At 66.5% G+C, this 17,375-nt stretch carries 15 protein-coding genes; 3 read left to right on the top strand and 12 right to left on the bottom strand.

What is annotated here, in order from left to right; all coding sequences use genetic code 11:
* Positions 1–35: 35 nt before the first annotated feature.
* Positions 36–779 (top strand): SDR family oxidoreductase, encoded by a 744-nt coding sequence (locus AC1DCU_RS04135; protein ID WP_442251785.1) that lies wholly within the window; start codon positions 36–38, stop codon positions 777–779.
* A 407-nt stretch (positions 780–1,186) separates the two neighbouring features.
* Here the strand turns inward: AC1DCU_RS04135 and AC1DCU_RS04130 are convergent, their stop codons facing one another.
* The gene (locus AC1DCU_RS04130) at positions 1,187–3,538 is read right to left on the bottom strand and encodes a GH92 family glycosyl hydrolase (RefSeq protein WP_442251784.1); all 2,352 of its coding nucleotides are present in this window, start codon (positions 3,536–3,538) and stop codon (positions 1,187–1,189) included.
* Positions 3,539–4,001: 463 nt separating this feature from the next.
* Between AC1DCU_RS04130 and AC1DCU_RS04125 the strand changes: the two genes are divergently transcribed.
* Positions 4,002–4,250: a hypothetical protein gene (locus AC1DCU_RS04125; protein WP_025874402.1), complete on the top strand. Its 249-nt coding sequence runs from the start codon at positions 4,002–4,004 to the stop codon at positions 4,248–4,250.
* Positions 4,251–4,316: 66 nt separating this feature from the next.
* On the opposite strand, the gene AC1DCU_RS04120 is transcribed toward AC1DCU_RS04125, so the two are convergent.
* Complete coding sequence (locus AC1DCU_RS04120; protein WP_442251783.1) at positions 4,317–4,640, bottom strand: thioredoxin family protein; 324 nt, start codon at positions 4,638–4,640, stop codon at positions 4,317–4,319.
* A gap of 5 nt (positions 4,641–4,645) precedes the next feature.
* The gene (locus tag AC1DCU_RS04115) at positions 4,646–5,062 is read right to left on the bottom strand and encodes a baeRF12 domain-containing protein (protein ID WP_032974590.1); all 417 of its coding nucleotides are present in this window, start codon (positions 5,060–5,062) and stop codon (positions 4,646–4,648) included.
* A 587-nt stretch (positions 5,063–5,649) separates the two neighbouring features.
* Between AC1DCU_RS04115 and proP the strand changes: the two genes are divergently transcribed.
* Positions 5,650–7,137 (top strand): glycine betaine/L-proline transporter ProP, encoded by a 1,488-nt coding sequence (gene proP, locus AC1DCU_RS04110; protein ID WP_025874399.1) that lies wholly within the window; start codon positions 5,650–5,652, stop codon positions 7,135–7,137.
* 49 nt (positions 7,138–7,186) lie between these two features.
* Here the strand turns inward: proP and AC1DCU_RS04105 are convergent, their stop codons facing one another.
* From AC1DCU_RS04105 to AC1DCU_RS04065, 9 genes are all read right to left on the bottom strand, one after another.
* Complete coding sequence (locus AC1DCU_RS04105; protein ID WP_313444657.1) at positions 7,187–7,807, bottom strand: hypothetical protein; 621 nt, start codon at positions 7,805–7,807, stop codon at positions 7,187–7,189.
* Positions 7,808–7,842: 35 nt separating this feature from the next.
* Positions 7,843–8,496 carry an ATPase gene (locus AC1DCU_RS04100; RefSeq protein ID WP_099842614.1) on the bottom strand — a complete coding sequence of 218 codons (654 nt, stop codon included), beginning with the start codon at positions 8,494–8,496 and terminating at the stop codon, positions 7,843–7,845.
* A 3-nt stretch (positions 8,497–8,499) separates the two neighbouring features.
* Positions 8,500–8,841 carry a type II toxin-antitoxin system prevent-host-death family antitoxin gene (locus tag AC1DCU_RS04095; RefSeq protein ID WP_025874396.1) on the bottom strand — a complete coding sequence of 114 codons (342 nt, stop codon included), beginning with the start codon at positions 8,839–8,841 and terminating at the stop codon, positions 8,500–8,502.
* Between the two features lie 99 nt (positions 8,842–8,940).
* Entirely contained in the window at positions 8,941–10,401 is a 1,461-nt protein-coding gene (locus AC1DCU_RS04090; RefSeq protein ID WP_478013497.1) for a surface lipoprotein assembly modifier, read from the bottom strand.
* 90 nt (positions 10,402–10,491) lie between these two features.
* Positions 10,492–11,256, bottom strand: coding sequence for a Slam-dependent surface lipoprotein (locus tag AC1DCU_RS04085; protein ID WP_025874394.1), 765 nt, complete (start codon positions 11,254–11,256; stop codon positions 10,492–10,494).
* A gap of 56 nt (positions 11,257–11,312) precedes the next feature.
* Positions 11,313–14,423 carry a TonB-dependent receptor gene (locus tag AC1DCU_RS04080; RefSeq protein ID WP_478013496.1) on the bottom strand — a complete coding sequence of 1,037 codons (3,111 nt, stop codon included), beginning with the start codon at positions 14,421–14,423 and terminating at the stop codon, positions 11,313–11,315.
* 275 nt (positions 14,424–14,698) lie between these two features.
* A complete protein-coding gene (locus AC1DCU_RS04075; protein WP_442251779.1) occupies positions 14,699–15,652 on the bottom strand; it encodes a FecR family protein in 954 nt (317 codons plus the stop codon).
* An 82-nt stretch (positions 15,653–15,734) separates the two neighbouring features.
* Positions 15,735–16,238: an RNA polymerase sigma factor gene (locus AC1DCU_RS04070; RefSeq protein ID WP_025874391.1), complete on the bottom strand. Its 504-nt coding sequence runs from the start codon at positions 16,236–16,238 to the stop codon at positions 15,735–15,737.
* Between the two features lie 122 nt (positions 16,239–16,360).
* The gene (locus AC1DCU_RS04065) at positions 16,361–17,287 is read right to left on the bottom strand and encodes a LysR family transcriptional regulator (RefSeq protein ID WP_032974583.1); all 927 of its coding nucleotides are present in this window, start codon (positions 17,285–17,287) and stop codon (positions 16,361–16,363) included.
* Positions 17,288–17,375 lie beyond the last annotated feature (88 nt).

The following is a 17,375-nucleotide window of genomic DNA, read 5'->3' as shown; positions in this document are numbered from 1 at the left end:
GTGCGCCATGCCGGCGCGCACTTCTGGAATCTGCCATGACCTCCTCTGCTTCCCGCTCTGTCGCCCTGGTCACCGGGGGCTCCCGTGGCATCGGCGCTGCCATCTCGCGCCGGCTGGCCGCCGACGGCCATGCCGTGGTGATCAACTATGCCGGCCGCCGTAATGAGGCCGAAGCACTGGCTGCCGAACTGACCGCCAGCGGAGGGCATGCCATCGCCCTGCAGGCCGATGTCGCCGAACCGCAGGCCGTGCACGCGCTGTTCGACGCCATCGAGGCACGCTTCGGTGGCATCGATGTGGTGGTCAACAGTGCCGGCGTGCTGCAGTTGGCCGCACTGGCCGACAGCGATGATGCCCTGTTCGACCGTGTGATCGGCATCAACCTCAAGGGTGCATTCAATGTGCTGCGCGAGGCCGCGCGGCGCGTGCGCGACGGTGGTCGCATCGTCACCCTGTCCACCAGCGTGGTTGGCATCAAGCTGGAAAACTACAGCGTGTATGCCGCCAGCAAGGCCGCGGTGGAGACCATGGGCGCGATTCTCAGCAAGGAACTGCGTGGGCGCGGCATCACCGTGAACGCGGTGGCGCCCGGGCCGACCGCCACCGATCTGTTCCTGGACGGGAAGTCGCCGGAACTGATTGATCGGCTGGCGAAGATGAATCCGTTGGAGCGGCTGGGTACGCCGGAAGACATCGCCGGCGCGGTGGCGTTCCTGGCCGGTGCCGATGGCGGCTGGATCAATGGCCAGGTGCTGCGGGCCAATGGTGGGATGGTGTAGCGGCGTGCCAACCAAGGTTGGCATCTACCAGATCATGCCGCATCGGTAGTCGCCCACCTTGGTGGGCGCCCGGCATGCCAACCAAGGTTGGCATCTACCAGATCACGCCACATCGGTAGTCGCCCACCTTGGTGGGCGCGCGGCATGCCAACCAAGGTTGGCATCTACCAGATCACGCCACATCGGTAGTCGCCCACCTTGGTGGGCGCCCGGCATGCCAACCAAGGTTGGCATCTACCAGATCACGCCACATCGGTAGTCGCCCACCTTGGTGGGCGCGCGGCATGCCAACCAAGGTTGGCATCTACCAAGGGCGCCTCAATGCGGTGTGCGCGGTTCCGGTAGACGCCAACCTTGGTTGGCGCCGCCCCTCAACCGCCGGGCATGGCCCGGCGCTACCGTGGGTGTCACCGGCTCATCGAATACGGTACCTGCGCGCCCTGCCCCGGCCAGTCCTTGTTCGGTTCGGCCTGCATGGTGAAGTGCAGCTCGCCACCGGCCAGGATCTCATCGTGGCGCAGGAACGTGCGCTGCAACGGCGTGCCGTTGAGGGTCACGCTGCCGACATAGGTGTGCTTGTCGTCCAGTCCTTCGGCCACGATGGTGAAGGTCTTGCCGTTGGGCAGCCGCATTGCGGTCTTCGGCAGGAACGGGCGGCCGAGGATGTACTCGCCCGAGCCCGGCGCTACCGGGTAGAAACCCAGCGCGGTGAACACGTACCACGCCGACATCTGGCCCACGTCATCGTTGCCGGCCAGGCCATCGGGACGATCGGCATACTGCGTGTCCATGATCTGCTTCAGGCGTGCCTGCGTGCGCCACGGCTGGCCGGCATGCGAGTACAGGTAGGCGACGTGGTGGCTGGGCTCGTTGCCATGCGCATACCAGCCGATCAGGCCGGTGATGTCTTCCATGTGCTCGAAGATGGCCGGATCGACCTTCGCGTTGAACACTTCATCCAGGCGCGCCAGCAGTCTGTCACTGCCACCATGCGCTGCGGCAAGGCCGGCCACATCCTGCGGCACGTACCATGAGTACTGCCAGGCATTGCCTTCGGTGTAGTCGGTGCCGTAGCCACTGGCGCTGGGGTCGAACGGCGTACGGAAGCTGCCATCGCGCTTGCGCGCACGCATGAAGCCGGTGTCCTTGTCGAAGGCGTTGCGCCAGTTGCCCGCGCGCTTGTCGAAGGTTGCGGCGACATCGGCCTTGCCCATCGCCTGCGCCATGCGCGCGATGGTCCAGTCATCGAACGCGTATTCCAGCGTCTTGCTGGCTGCTTCGCCCTCCTCGTCGATCGGCACGTAGCCCAGCTCACGGTACTGGGCGATGCCATCGTAAGGGCCGTAGTTGGCAGTCTGCACCATCGCCTTCAGCGCCTTGTCCGCGTCGAAGCCGCGAATACCCTTCACGTAGGCATCGGCGATCACCGGCACCGCGTGGTAGCCGATCATGCACCAGTCTTCCAGGCCATGGAACGACCACACCGGCAGCATGCCGTAAGGGCTGTGCTCGTGATGGGCCAGCATGGAATTGACGAAATCGCTGTTGCGCTTCTCCGGCTGCACCAGGGTCAGCAGCGGATGCAGCGCCCGGTAGGTATCCCACAGCGAGAACGTCGAATAGTTCGTGTAGCCCTTGGCCTGGTGCACGGCGTTGTCCGCGCCGCGGTACTGGCCGTCGGCATCCATGAACAGCGTCGGCCCCAGCAGCGTGTGGTACAGCGCGGTGTACGCGCTGCGACGCGCGTGTTCCGGTGCTTCGATATCCAGCACCGACAACGCCTGCGTCCACTCCTGCTTCGCCTGCGCGCGCACACGGTCGAAATCGAAGTCGGCCACTTCCGCATCGAGGTTGGCGATGGCGCCCGCCTCGCTGACCGGCGAAATGGCCACCTTCACCACCAGCGGTGCATCCAGCTTGCCGAAGTCGAAGGTGCCCACCAGCTGCCGCCCCTCGATCTGCGCGCGCTGCGCCGGGTCCTTCTCGCCCGGGGGCGCGAAGCCCTTGTAGACGATGTCCTTTTCGGTGTTGTGCAGCGCGTGGCTGGCCAGCGGTCGCGAGAAGCGCATCGCGAAATACAGCTGGCGGCCGGCGGCCCAGCCACGCGTCTCGCGGAAGCCGGTGATGGTGCCATCGCCACGCACGCGTACCCGCGACCACAGGATCTTGCCCGGGTAGTCATACATGCTGGTACGCATGTCCAGCAGCACCTTGGCTTCGCTGCCCTTCGGGAACGCATAGCGATGCACGCCCACGCGGGCGCTGGTGGTCAGCTCGGCGCGCACCTTGTAGTCGTCCAGGGTGACCGCGTAATAGCCCGGTTCGGCCTTCTCGTCATCGTGGCGGAAACGCGAGGCGTAACCGCTGCGTGGCTTTTCGGGGTCGCCGCGCTCCAGGCCAGGGTTGCCGGTGAACGGCATCAGCAGGATGTCGCCCAAATCGGAATGACCGGTGCCGGAAAAGTGCGTGTGCGAGAAACCGACGATGCTGCTGTCGTCGTAACGGTAGCCCGCCGCCCAGCCGTAGGCCTTCTCGCGCGGCTGGATGCGCGTGTCCGGGCTGAGCTGGACCATGCCGAACGGCACCGTTGCGCCGGGGTAGGTATGCCCCTCACCGCCGGTGCCAATAAAGGGATCGACCGAGGCATAGGCCTTGTCGGCGGCGGTCTTGGCCGGGGCGGCCGCAGCCAGGCCGGAGGCGAACATCGCCGTGGCGGCGACAGCGATCAGGAGACGACGGTCCAGCGTGGGCATCGGCATTTGGATCGATTCAGGTGGTGGTCAGATCCTAGCACCGGGGTGACGGTGTCGCATGCTGCAGTGCGGATGCCGCCTTCAACGCATGCATCTGCAACCGATTGGATGGATCGACACTGGAATTGAAGGGATGCTGCCAAGCCTGGCGGGCCCATTTCGATGCGAACGCGCAAGCGGTTGTCGGAATGGGCACTACCGAGAAAAAATCAGCCCGTAATTGGAGACTTTCAGATGCAGTGCCGGGTGGAACAGACCGCCAATGCGTGTGCAGGATATCCGCGCAGCGCGAACACCGCTGCCGGGTGTGGAACCCCGAAACGGGCTTTGGGAGCTGCTTGCCGTGACTACGGCGGGCGGTGCGCGGCGGCCGCATGGCCCTCCGGCTTTTCCCAGAGCTCAGCCGAAGTTCCAACCCCGCACCGCCCGCCACCCTTGCGGTGGCCACGTCCCCTCAAGGAGCCATCGCATGTCGCATGAACCGCCCATCCTGACCCCGGAAATGGAATCCCTGTTCTTTCGCATCGAGCACGCCCTGAACACCGCCGAGGGCATGGCGATGATGATCGGCGAGAACGAACCGGCCGACCCGCAGGCGCATCTGCGCCCGGGCTACAGCCTGCAGAAGATCACTGTGGCGATGATGGCGTTGAGCCAGCATGGCCGGCGATTGCTGCATGAACTGCGCGAGCAGCATGTGCGGGTGACGCTGCATTGAAGCGGACATCGCCGGGGAAATGAGCCGAGCGTGGCTCGGCTCCATGAAGGCCACTGAAGAGGCCACTCAATCCGGCAGCGCGCTCTGCAGCGTTGCAAGATCTGCCGCATCCACCGGCCGCACCACGCGCGCCACTTCCGTGCCATCACGCAACAGGATCACGGTGGGCCACAGCTTCACCTGGAACGAGCGGCCCAGCGGCTTGCCCTTGCCGTCTTCGATCTTCCAGTGCGGCAGATCGTGTGCCTCGACGAAAGCCTGCAGTGCCGGTTGCGCGGCCTGGCAATGGCCGCACCACGGTGCACCGAATTCCAGCAACAGCCAACCGGCCTGCGCATCCACCTCCGCGCGGGCCGGCTCGGCTGCCACAGGGTCACGCATGAAGGGCATGCCGGTTACGCCTGCAGCGTGCGCTGGATGTCTTCCAGCGGCGCGTTGGTGAGATCCTTGGCGATGTCGGCCAGCAAGCGAGACTGCGTCTCCTTGTGCAGCAACGGACGGATGCGGCCCAGCGTGGTGGGATCGGCAATCAGCACCAGATGCGCATAACGGTTGTTGAGCGCGTCTTCATTGAGCTGCTCGGCCACCTGCTTGGCGAAGGTCGCCTCGTTGAGCTGCGAGATCGACATGTCCTTGGGCACCGCACCGGATGGGCCCTGACCGGACACACCCTGTTCGCTGATGTCCTGCAGGCGCAGCTCGCCTTCCTGTTTCAGGGTGAGCTTGTGCTCGTTGCCGACGTTGGTGAACACGCGGGCCGAGCCACCATCGGCGACGATAACCAGGGTGCCTTCGGGAATGCGACGGGTCATGCGTTACTCCTTGCGTTGGTTCGTGACCACCGTAAAAGCCGGGGCGTGAGCGAGGCGAGCACAACATGTTCATTCGATGTGCGTGGGTCATGTGCATGAACAGGCAACATGGAACGCTGCGTTCGTACTGGCGCGATTCTCGGCACGCTCACACTGTAATCGTTATCATGAACGCATGATCGACACGACCCACTGCACGTCAGCACCTGTTGCTGGCCTGCGGGAAGCACTGCCGACCGGCGCTTCGCTTTCCATCATTGCCTCTCCCTCGCCTTTCCATCGCCTCGCGCTGGATCCCGGCGGATGACGCCTGCGGGCCCTGCCCCGCCTGTTCCCTGCGCCTGCCCCACCCGCGCGTGCGCTGACACGTAATCGGACCCATCCGTTCGTCCTGCATGTCGCTCTGCGTTCTGGCAGCGGGCAATGCGTGTTGCGTGCGCGGCGTTTCATCGCACACGCCTTTCGCCCCCTTCCGGGTCTTCCATCCGATGCCCCTGCGCCTGCTGCGCCAGCATCGCCGTTTCCGAATTCCGGGACATTCGTACCGCCCATTCCAACGCCATTTCCATTCTTCCAAGGGAGTCCCCATGCAGGACAACTCCGATGCCCATGCCCATTTCGGCTGGTTCAAACGCCGCCGCCATCTGAAGGTCGACGAGATCACCGTTGTCGACAAACCCATGCTCAAGCGCGCCGTCGGCGCCGCTGCACTGGGCAATGCGATGGAATGGTTCGACTTCGGTGTCTATGGCTATCTTGCCGTCACCATCGGCCAGGTGTTCTTTCCCTCCAGCAATCCCACCGCGCAGGTGATTGCCGCGTTCGCCACGTTCACGGTGGCCTTCCTGGTACGCCCGCTGGGCGGCATGGTCTTCGGGCCCTTGGGCGACCGCTACGGGCGCCAGAAGGTACTGGCCTTTACCATGATCATGATGGCATTGGGTACGTTCGCCATCGGCCTGATTCCCTCCTATGAACGCATCGGCATCTGGGCGCCGGTGCTGTTGCTGCTCGCCCGCGTGGTGCAGGGCTTTTCCACCGGCGGCGAGTACGGCGGCGCGGCGACCTTCATCGCCGAGTACTCCACCGACCGCAACCGCGGCCTGATGGGCAGTTGGCTGGAGTTCGGCACGCTGGGCGGCTATATCGCCGGTGCCGGTACGGTGACTGCACTGCACATGCTGTTGAGCAGCGAGCAGATGCTGGACTGGGGCTGGCGCATTCCGTTCCTGGTGGCCGGCCCACTCGGCCTGCTGGGCCTGTACATGCGCATGCGGCTGGAGGAAACGCCAGCGTTCCGCGCGTTCGCCGAAGAGGCCGAGAAGCGCGACCATGAGCGCCCCGGCCTGGTCGACCTGTTCCGCGTGCACGGCCGCCAGCTGATCGTCTGCATGGGCCTGGTGCTGGTGTTCAACGTGACCGACTACATGCTGCTGACCTACATGCCCAGCTACCTGAGCGTGACCATGGGATATGCGGAGAGCAAGGGCCTGCTGCTGATCATCATCGTGATGCTGGTGATGATGCCGTTGAACATCGTGGGTGGCCTTTTCAGCGACAAGCTGGGCCGGCGGCCGATGATCATCGGCGCCTGCATCGCGCTGCTGGTGCTGGCGGTGCCGAGCCTGCTGCTGGTGGGCAGCGGCAACGACGGGCTGATCTTCCTTGGCYTGATGCTGCTGGGCCTGGCGCTGGTGTGCTTCACCAGTTCGATGCCGTCCACGCTGCCGGCGCTGTTCTATACGCCGGTGCGCTACAGCGCGCTGTCCATTGCGTTCAATGTGTCGGTGTCGCTGTTTGGTGGCACCACGCCGCTGGTGACCGCCTGGCTGGTGGAACGCACGGGCGATCCGCTGGTACCGGCCTACTACCTGATGGGCGCGGCGGTGATCGGCCTGATCACGATGATCTTCGTGAAGGAGACCGCCGGCCTGCCGCTGCGCGGTTCGCCGCCGGCCGTGGGCTGCGACAAGGAGGCGGCCGCGTTGTTGAAGAGCGATGCACCGGTCACGGTGGACCGCGCCCTGCCGCCGTTGCCGGACGTGGCCGAACCGGAACAGGTGACCCCGGCCTGAGTGGCTGCGGTGGCGCCAGGCATTGCCTGGCGCTGCCGTCAGCACAGGGCTAGTCGGCGCGGGTCAGCTTGCCCGGGCTCCAGCGGTACACCCAGGCATGCTGACCTTCCGGCGGGCAGGCCACCTTGCCTCGCACGCACAGCTTCGAACTGCGGGTGCTGTTGAAGGTCACGCGGATGCGGTCACCGTCCATGGTGATCGTTTCCATTTCGCCGGGGATATGCACGCTGGCGTCATCGGCGTAGCCCGAGGCGCGGATCAACGCGTAGGTTTCGTCGTCATAGGCGGATTTGCCGGGTGACGTGGCCTGGCCCCGCGCATCACCTTCGGCCAGCGGGGTCATCACCACCAGCTCGTTGAGCTGCATCGCGCTGCCGGTCTGGGTCGCGGTATAGAGATAGACGATCTCCGGGCGGCCGTCGCCATCGAGGTCGGCATTGCCGGCCCACAGCGGGCGGTAGTCGTACTGGCTGTCGGTGCCCGGGTGCAGGCGCAGCGATGCCTCGGCGGTGCGGCGTGCCTTGTCGTAGCTCATCGGCTCGTTCGGCGCCTCGACCTTGGCATCGGCCGGCGTTGCATCCTGGGCCAGCAGCGGTGCCGCTACCGTCAATGCCATGGCCACCACCAGCGCGCGCAGGCCAGTGGCCTGCCAGTGCTTCCGCTCGTACATCCGTGTTCCTCGATCAATGAATCTGCGGGCTCGGATCATCGCACAGGCGGGCCGGCAAGCGGCGTACTGTCGGCATGCAGTTCCATCGCGCGCATGACGATGGGCTTGGCCCAGTCCGGGGTGTGCAGCAGCTCCACCACCGACACCGGATACTGCAGGCCCTGGCGATCCAGCGCCAGCACCGGCAAGGGGGCAACACGCCCATAGCGATCGGCCGGCGCGCTGTTGTCATACACATGCAGTTCGGCCAGGTGCGGCATCAATGCCAACAGGTTCTCGCGTGCGGAATCGAAGCGTGCGCGGATCTTGTCCTGCGGGATGTCGTGGCCACCGGCGGCAACGCGGGCCGCCACGCGAGCAACATGCAGTTCGACGGTGGCCAACCCGCAGAACCAGATCGCCACGTCATGCTGGCTGCAGGCCTCGCGCAACAGACGCGGAATGGTGTTGCCGCCCAGGGTGGTTTCAAAGGCGAAGTCGCTGCCGTCGGCGATCGCCTGGCGCAGCCGTCGTGCGCCCTCCTGCCACGCTTCGGCGTTGGCGTCGGCCAACGGCCAGCCCGCCTCCACCAGGCGCCGGGTGAAGCTGTCCGGGTTGTACCAGCCCAGGCCGTCGGCCTCCAGCCAGGTGCCGAGCAGCGAACTCTTGCCGGCGCCATTGACGCCGGCCAACGCCAGGATCCGCCCCATGATTCAGAGCGGACGGCCGAGCGCGACCTTGTGGCCGCGGCGGATCGGCTTGCCCATCACCTTGCCCAGCCCCTCACCCTGCTGCAGCCCGGCCAGCGCCTGGTCGAACTCGCTGCGCAGGCGCGACAGCACGTCGCTGCGCTCCTCGCTGTCGCTGCCGCTGGCCCTGGCCAACAGCTCCTGGTAGGTCTTGATGTCCACGATCACCGCCTCGGGGTGATTGTGGTTGGTGATGACCAGCGCCTGCTTCTCGCGCACGGTACGCATCAGGCTGGGCCAGCCACGGGTCTTGACCGAGGATGCCGGGGCCTTGTCCAGGCCGGGCAGGTCGAGCGGGAGGGTCATGGCACGGCTCCAGCGGAAGGATATGTGGCCACTATACCCAATTTGGCCAAATTGGGGATTAATGGACTGCGCCCCCCCCTTTGCGCCGCGCCCGACGGCTCAGAACGCCCGTTCCCATTTCAGGCTCAGCAGACTGCGGTCGTGGCTGTACAGCCAGTCCACGTTGCTGTCGATGCGTGCGTAACGCAGGCTCAGGCTGGGGACCAGCCCAGCCACGGCCAGGCGCTCGCTGCGCACGATGGCGATCAGGTTCTGCTCGCTGTCCTGCCGACGCGCCTCCAGCAACGGGCTCCAGGCATCGTAGTCACGCTCACGCAGCGACACGAACACCGTGGCCGTGGTGCCGCTCCACTGGCGCGCTGCGCCCAGGCGCAGGCCGCGTTGCCGGTAGCCGTTGGCGGGATCGGCGGCGCTGCTGTCACTCAGGTCGACCCCGGCAAACACCGTCCAGCGCGGGTTGAGCGCGCGGAACCAGGTGGCATAGATCGCCGCCAGTTCACCGTCGTAGTTGCTGGCCACGCCCTGCTGTCGATAGCGCTGGCGTTTCCAGTCGGCTTCCAGCTTCAGCAGGCTGCGCGGATCTGCGGCGAACTGCCATTCGCCATGCATGCCGGCACCGCCCTGCAGCGCGTGGTTGCCGAGTCCCTGGTAATCGTAGCTGGGCGCCAGCAGCAAGGTATGCCGTGCGCTGCGCCAGCTGTAGCCGGCCTGCACGCTGGCATTGAGCTCGTTGTAGTCGCTGTGCCCACGCCACGCCTGGCCGAACGCCAGGCCGCGCAGGTACAGCCCATGGTGGCCGGCCAACGGCAGGCGCCGTTCCAGGCTGACGTCGTAGTCCAGGCCGAACGCTGCCTGTGCATCGGGCAACCGGCGTTCGATGAAGCAGGTGGTGCCGTCACCAAACAGGCAGGTGCGGCTGGCCGAACTGCGGTTGATGTTGTCGCTCCAGGCGGGGCCGGCGGCGATGCCACCCTTCCAGCGCTGGCGTGCACGCAGGGCCTGCAGGTAGCCGTCCACCCGCGTACGCACGCCCGCCGTTGCAGGGTCGCCGCCATCGATGCCGGCTGCGATCGCCTCGAACAGGGCGATGGCATCGCGGTCGCGCTGGTCTTCGGCATACACGCGCGCCAGTTCCAGCCGCGCCGGCAGGAAGTCCGGCTGCGCGGCGAGCACGGCCTCGTATTCGGCCGCGGCCTTGCCGTGCTGACCACCCACGCGCGCCAGCGCACCCTGCGCGTAGTGGCGCAGCAGCGGATCGTGGCCAGGCAGTTCGATGTACTCGGCAAGGAAGGCGGCCGCGGCCTGCCATTGCTGGTGCTGCAGCGCGAGATAGAGCGCCTGGCCGAGGTCGTCGACAGTGCGCTCCACGCGGTACTGCTGGCCGTCGAGGGTGATGGTCGGTCGCTCGTGCTCGGCCTGGCGCAGGCGCTGCTGGTCCTGCTGCTGATGACGCAGCTCGCTGCCCTGTTCGAGCACACGGCGCAGGTCATCCTGCTGCGCGTGGGCATTGTTGAGCGGCCAGGCCAGCAGCAGGACGACAAGAAAGAGAAGGTGGCGCATGTTCGATCCGGTTGAAGCACTATCGCAGGCCGAAGCAGGGACTGGCGGATCGCGGCTTGTCCCTGCCCTGCCCCGTCAGGGGCGTGGCGATCAGTTCTTGCTGCCGCCGAAGGCGGTGTCGTACTGGCTGTTGCCGGCGAAGGTGGCGATGCCGGCCAGGGTGGCGGCGTTGGCACCGAAGAACTGGCCCTGGGTGCTGCCCGACACCGAGCCGTTGGCCACGGCCGTGCCTGCGAAGGACGCATTGGCGCTGTTGATGGCAGCGTTGACGCCCACGGTCAGGCCGCCACCGGCGATCTGGCCGCGCAGGGTGCCGGCACCGAAGTCGGCGCGGAACGCACCGGTCAGCAGGTTGCTGCCGTTGAACTTGTTCAGGCCCGCCACGCTGTAGGTGGCCACGCCTGCCGGCAACGTGGTGCCTGCACGGTCACCAGCGAAATAGACCTGGCGGTTGTTGAAGCCACCGGCGGCGCCATCCTTGGACCATTCACCAAACCAGACATCGCCGCTGCCCACCTTGACGAAGTTGAAGTGGCCCATGCCGGCGTGGTTGCCCGGGGTGCCGGTGATCGGCATGGCCAGGGTGCGCACGGTGGTGCCGTTGACAGTGGTGGGTGCCGAATAGGCGCTCAGGCCCTGGAAGTCCACGCGGGTGCCACCGGACACGGTGCCGACGCCGATGCCGGCCTTGCCAGCGACGTGCGGGCCACCATTGACCTGCGATTCGCCGACATTGACGTTCAACTGCGGATCGGTGACGGCGCTGGCGGCGCCGACGATATCGGCAGCATGGGCGGCACCGGCCAGGGCCAGGCTGGCGGCCACGGTGAGCAGGGAGCGGGAGAACATTTTCATGGAAAAACTCCTTGGATTGAGGGAACTACAGGTACAACGCTTGAATCGGTGAGGCGTCAGAAGCGCGCGGTGACTGCGAGCTTGAGGGTGCGACCGGGCGCCGGCAGCGTGGAGCGCGTGGCCGGGTCGACGTAGTAGCGGTTGCCGAGATTGCTGCCGACCAGTTCGACGCTGGCGTGGTCGTTGAAGCGCCAGCGCGCATAGGCATCCACCGTGGTGATGTTTCCCCAGGTGAACGGCACGTTCTGCCACAGCAGGCTGCTGCCGCCGGCCAGCAAGCGGTCGCGGTAGGCCTGCAGGTCCGGGTTGTGGTGACGCCGGTAGTGCATGATGCGGCTGCCCAGTTCCAGCCGCTCGTCGAACAGGCGGGTGCCCAGCGACAGGTTCACCGACAGCTTCGGCACGGCCTGGGTCAGCAAGTAACCACCGACGAAGCCATCCTGCACGCAGTTGGGCACCAGGCCGCGGTTGGCATCCAGCTGTACTGCGGTGCTTTCGTCGCACACTTCGTTTTCAAGGGTGCGGGCGATGCCCAGGTCGCTGAAGAAGCGGCGGTTGTCGAAGCGCGCCTGCAGCTCAATGCCGCGCAGGGTCTGCTTGTCGATGTTGTCGAACAGGAAGTACGCATCGCGCTCGATCACATCGCGGGTTTTCTGTACGTAGTAGCTGAGCTTTACGTCCGCATCGGCGGTGCCGTCGAACAGCGCAGAGAGGTTGTGCACATAACCCAGCTCGTAGTTGTAAGCGTGTTCGGGCTTGAGCGGATACAGCGGATTGAGGCTGCTGGAAAACGCGATGGTGCTTTCGAACATGCTGGGGAAGCGCTTGGCCTCGGTGTAGCGGGCATACAGGCGCGCAGCAGGCGAGAAATGCACGGTGGCCGAGAACGTGGGCAGCCAGGCATGGTCGCGGCGGCGGCTGTTGTGCGCCTGCACCGCCTGCCCCTGCACGGCGTTCTGCACCCGGCAGGTCTGGTCGGTACCGAGCACCATCGGCAGCAGCCCGGGGATGGCGGCCACCTGGCCGTTGAGGCACGGGTTGCTGGCTCGCGTGTAGTTGCCATCGGCATCCGCTGCCCAGGCGATGCTGTGCTCCACCGGCACCGGCGTTTCGTACTTGCTCAGCAGGTTCTTCAGCAGGTCGTCGACCAGCGAGCCCATGCCGATGCTTTCCCAGAACTCACGCTCCGATTCGATCGCATCGATCTCTCCCTGCAGGCTGGCGGGGCGTGGTGGCAGCTCGTTGACCCGGTAGCGCGCCTCCTTGCTGCCGACACTGCGGGTCAGCAGCTCCGGATGCGCCTGCAGGAAATCGTCGAACGCCCAGTAGCGGCTGTAGCGCACACCGGCGTTGAGGGTAAGGAACTCGACCGGCCGCCATTCCAGGCTCAGGTAGCCCTCGCCTTCCTGGCGCCGGCCGGCGCGTGGGTACATGCGCCAGCCGTCGGTTGCGCCGAAGTACGGATCGCCCGAGCGCAGTGTTTCGTACTGCCAGTTGCCACCCACGGTCAGGTCAAGCGTGGAATGCAGGCCGAAGCGGTTGCTCAGGGTCAGCCCGGTACGATCGTTGCGGGCATTGGCCAGGGCGGTGTTGCGCAGGATCGGACTGCGGCTGGAATCCCAATCGGGGTTGCCCGAGGCGAAGTTGGGGAAGCCACCAGCGGTGTAGGTATCGCTGTTGGTTTCGGTTCGCCACAGGTTGGCGCGCAGGTCGAGCCAACGACTGCCGGCCGGCTGCCAGCGGTATTCCAGGTTCCAGGCATCGGAATCGACCCGGCTGAGCGGCCACTGGATGCGCCCGTAATCCGGTGCGGACAGGATGCGCGAGGGCATGATCTCGCCATAGTGCGAAAGCGTGTGCCGCCAGGTGGCCTTGAGCTGCTGGTCGTCGGTGATCTGCCAGGTGGCCTTCAGCAGCCACGACTCCTGTTCGCTGGACGTGTTGGGCACTTCATCACCCGGCTTGAAGTAGCGCGCCAGCGTGGTGATGTAGTCGATGCCCTGGTATTCGTACTGCTCGCGCGGGTCCTGGTCGTAGTACGCACTGCCCTTGCTGCCGGAGAAATAGTTGCCGCGCTTGCGCCACGCGTAGGCGGCCATCACGTCCACCCTCTCACCGCGCCAGCCCAGCGCCAGGCGCCAGGCCTGGTCATCGCCATCGAACGGGTTGTCACCACTGCGCGATTTCACTGGCACCACCAGGGTGCGGTCAGCATAGGGCGAGGCCGGCGACGACTGCGGGAACCCCTCCACCGTGCGGTAGTCCTCGCCGGTGTGCAGCCGTGGCAGGCGCGGCGAGACCGCATTGCTGCTACCTTCGATCTTCAGCTCCCCGCCGAAGCGCTCGCCGGCCGGCACGATGTCGTCGACGTCGAGGGTCTTGATGACCATCGCTCCGCCGATACCGCTGTGTACATCGCGCACCAACGCTGGCCCCTTGATGACCTGGATGCCACCAATCAGGTTGGGATCGATGTAGTTGCGGTTGCTGACGCCGTTGTAGCCCCGCCATACGGTCAGTGCCTGCTCGCCGCCGTCGATGCTGACCGGCACCCGTCCCGGCCCCTGGATGCCGCGGATGTTGAGGTCCAGTGCGCCGCTGTTGCGGGCGTCGCCGCTGAACACACCGACCAGGTCCTTGACCACGTCGGCCGGGTTGGCGCCGCGATAGCGCTCCACCCGGTCGCGACCGGAATAGGCCGTGCTCAGGTCGAGCGCGAACACGTCGTCGTATCCCCAACGATCACGTGTTTCGCCGCCGTCGGCCTGCAGGCGTCCGCCCACCTTCAGCGTGTCGGTGACCACCACCCCGCCGTCATCGGCGGCGGCCTGCAGGGTCCAGGTACCGCCCGGCTCCTGCTGCGCGCGCAGGCCACTGCCCTGCAGCAACTGGTCCAGTGCCTCGGCGGGGCTGTACTGGCCCTGCACTGCGCGCGAGCGCCGCCCTTCCACCAGATCGCTGCGGAACACCACCTGCACCTGCGACTGGCGACCGAAGCTGCGCACTGCGCCGGCCAGGGCTTGTTCGGGGATGGCATACGCGCGCACGGAGGCGGTAGCGGCCTGGGCGCGGGCGGTCGGCGCCCAAGCGAAGGGAACCAGTGCCGTGGCGATGGCCAGGGCGAGGATGGTGGCGCGGCGATGACGGGCGGATGCCGGGAACGGCATGAACGGTGACTCCTCAAGGTGGCGGGACCGTGCGCACTTCGGGTGCACGCGGCTCGGTTGGCTTGAGAAGAAACGCGGTTTCGCTCTGGCTATACCACTAGAGACAAGGTGGGATCGGATCTGCCCACGGTTTTTTTCGTTGATCGACAGATCATCCACGCATGGCGTGGATCTACCATGCGCCCGAATAGATCCACGCCATGCGTGGATGAACACGAATCACGCCAGTAGATCCACGCCATGCGTGGATGAACCCACCCACTAGTCCCGTGGCATCACCACACCAACAACGCGCCGCCCGGCAGGCGCTGGCTGCGCAGACCGGCCTGCCGGGCCACTGCGGCAATCGCCGCATCCGGCTGCTGCAGGTGGAACAACCCACTCACCGCCACCTGCGCGCCCTGACCGTGCAGAACCCAGACCGGCGCACGCCGATAGCGGGCAAGGCGCTCGATCGCCTGTTGCGCAGGCAGATCATCAATGACGATCTCGCCGCGTCGCCACGGTGCGATGGCCTCCACATCGGCCAGCTGCAACGGCTGCAGCCAGCGGCCATCACGGAACGCGCGTGCCTGGCCCGCCTGCAGCCGCTGCGCGGCGACATGACCCGGCCTGATCTCCACTTCGCCCTGGCTGACCTCGGTGGTCACCACGGCATCCTGCAGTGCAACGCTGAACGCCGTGCCGATGTCACGGATCTCGCCACCGCCTGCCTCCACCCGGAACGGTCGTGCTTCGTGCGCCACCTGGAACCAGGCCCTGCCACGCAGCAACTGCAGGCGGCGCTGGCCGGCGCTGAAATCAAGCGCCAGCGCGCTGCCTGCATCCAATATGGCAGTGCTGCCATCCTGCAGCTGCACCGTGCGCGGCGCGTTGTCGCTGCGCACGTCGCTGCGGACCAGCAGCCACGCGTGCGGCGCCGCTGTTACCGAAAGCAGCAGCACCGCCGCACTGGCCAGCAGCCAAGGCACTCGACGACGCGGCTGCAGGGGCCGCAGCGCGGGTTCGGCGGTCAGCTCCGGAAGCGCAGCCAGGACATCCGGGCCGGCGGCATCCAGGCATTGCCAGAAGGCCTGCTGCTGGCGCCAGGCATCGGCATGCCGGGGATCGGCCTGCAGCCAGCGTTGCAGGGCGCGTTGCTGGCGCTCCGGCAACCGGCCCGCATTGCACCGTATCACCCAGCGCAACGCCTGCCTGGCCTGACGCGGCGAGGGTATGGACGTAGTCATGATTGTGGCCTGCGGCACCACCAACGGGTGCGCCTTACAGTTGAGACAACGGCGAGCGGCATCTGCCCACGGCACATGCCGGTCATGCGCGGCTTCCCCGCTGGTGCTGCTGGATGAGCAGGGCCGCGCGCATCACGTACTTGCCCACCACGCTCTTGGAAATACCCAGGCGCTCGGCGATCTCGCGTTCGCTCAGCCCCAGGTAGCGGTTGAGCACGAAACACTCGCGCACCTGCGGCGGCAGCGCCAGGATGGTCTGGCTGATCTCGCGCAGCTGGGCCTGGTCCAGCGCCTGCGCCTGGCCATCAGTGCTGGCATCGGCCAGGTCGCTGGCGTACTCCGCCATCGCCCGCCGTTCGCGTGCGTCGGCCTGGCTGCGGTTGAGCGCGTGGTGGTAGGCCATGCGGTACAGGTACCCGCGCGGTTCCAGGATCGGCGGGTCGCCGGGCACGCTGCTGGCCTTCAGATAAAGGTTCTGCAGGGTGTCCTCGGTACTGGCCGGGTCGAGGTAGCGGGCAATGAAGCGGGACAACGCACGGCGCTCGCGGATCAACAGCTCGATCAGCGCCAGGGCATTGGGAGACATAAGTGCCAAGGCCGGACCGGGGAATGATGGGCGTGATGGCGACGGTCCGGACCGGGAGTGTAGGCGGCAACCGCCGATCCTGCACCCCCGGTCATCCGCCACGTTGCACGCACGGCCTGGATCTACGGCTCCTCCAGCGCCTCGAAACGCTCGGCCAGATAGTCGATCAACGCGCGTACCGCCGGCAGCAGGCCGCGCCGCGACGGGAACACCGCATGCACGATGCCGTGCCTGGGCTGCCACTGCGGCAGGATCGGCACCAGCGCGCCGCTGGCCAGTTCGTCGGTGATCATCATCCGCGGCAGCATCAGCACGCCGACACCCGCCACCGCCGCACTGCGCAGGGCGATCATGTCATCGCTGACCAGCCGCGGGCGGTGGTGCACGCTGGCCTGCACCTGCTCCGGCCCGGCGTATTCCCAGGCATGCACCTGGGCGGGCGATGCCAGGTCCACGGTCGGCATCATCGCCAGATCAGCCGGCACTTTCGGCGTACCCATGCGCTTGAGCAGGGCCGGGCTGGCAGCCGTACACCAGATGCGGCGGGCCAGCACGCGCACCACCAGATCGCTGTCCTCCAGCGGTGGCGGGCGCACGCGGATGGCCACATCCACGCCCTCGCCCACCACGTCCACGCGCCGGTTGGTGGCATCCAGCTGCAGGGTCACCTGCGGATGCAGGGCCAGGAAGTCAGCCAGCATGGCGCCAATGCGCGCGTGCAGCAGTGCGATCGGACAGGCCAGCCGCAGGGTGCCGCGTGGCTCGGCACGCGACAGCGCGATGGCCTCCTCGGCGGCTTCGGCCTCCACCAGCATCGCCTTGCAGTGCCGGTAGTAGTCCTGGCCGATCTCGGTGACCGAGAAGCGGCGGGTCGAACGTTGGATCAGGCGGACACCCAGCCGCTCCTCCAGCAGGGCGATGCGGCGGCTGAGCTTGGACTTGGGCATCGCCAGCGCGCGCCCGGCCTGCGAGAAGCCGCCATGCTCGACCACCATGGCGAAGTAGAACAGGTCGTTCAGATCGCAGCGGCGGATGTCGGCGATGAACACGGGACGATCTCCTGCGGCCCTTGCCGGGCCTGCATCGTTCACTAAATAGGACTATGACGGCAAATTCTGCCGACTACCGGGGCCATTG

Source organism: Stenotrophomonas sp. 10L48, from assembly GCF_056395105.1.
The sequence above is the reverse complement of the archived record's forward strand: the minus strand, read 5'-3'. Positions and strand labels throughout refer to the sequence as shown.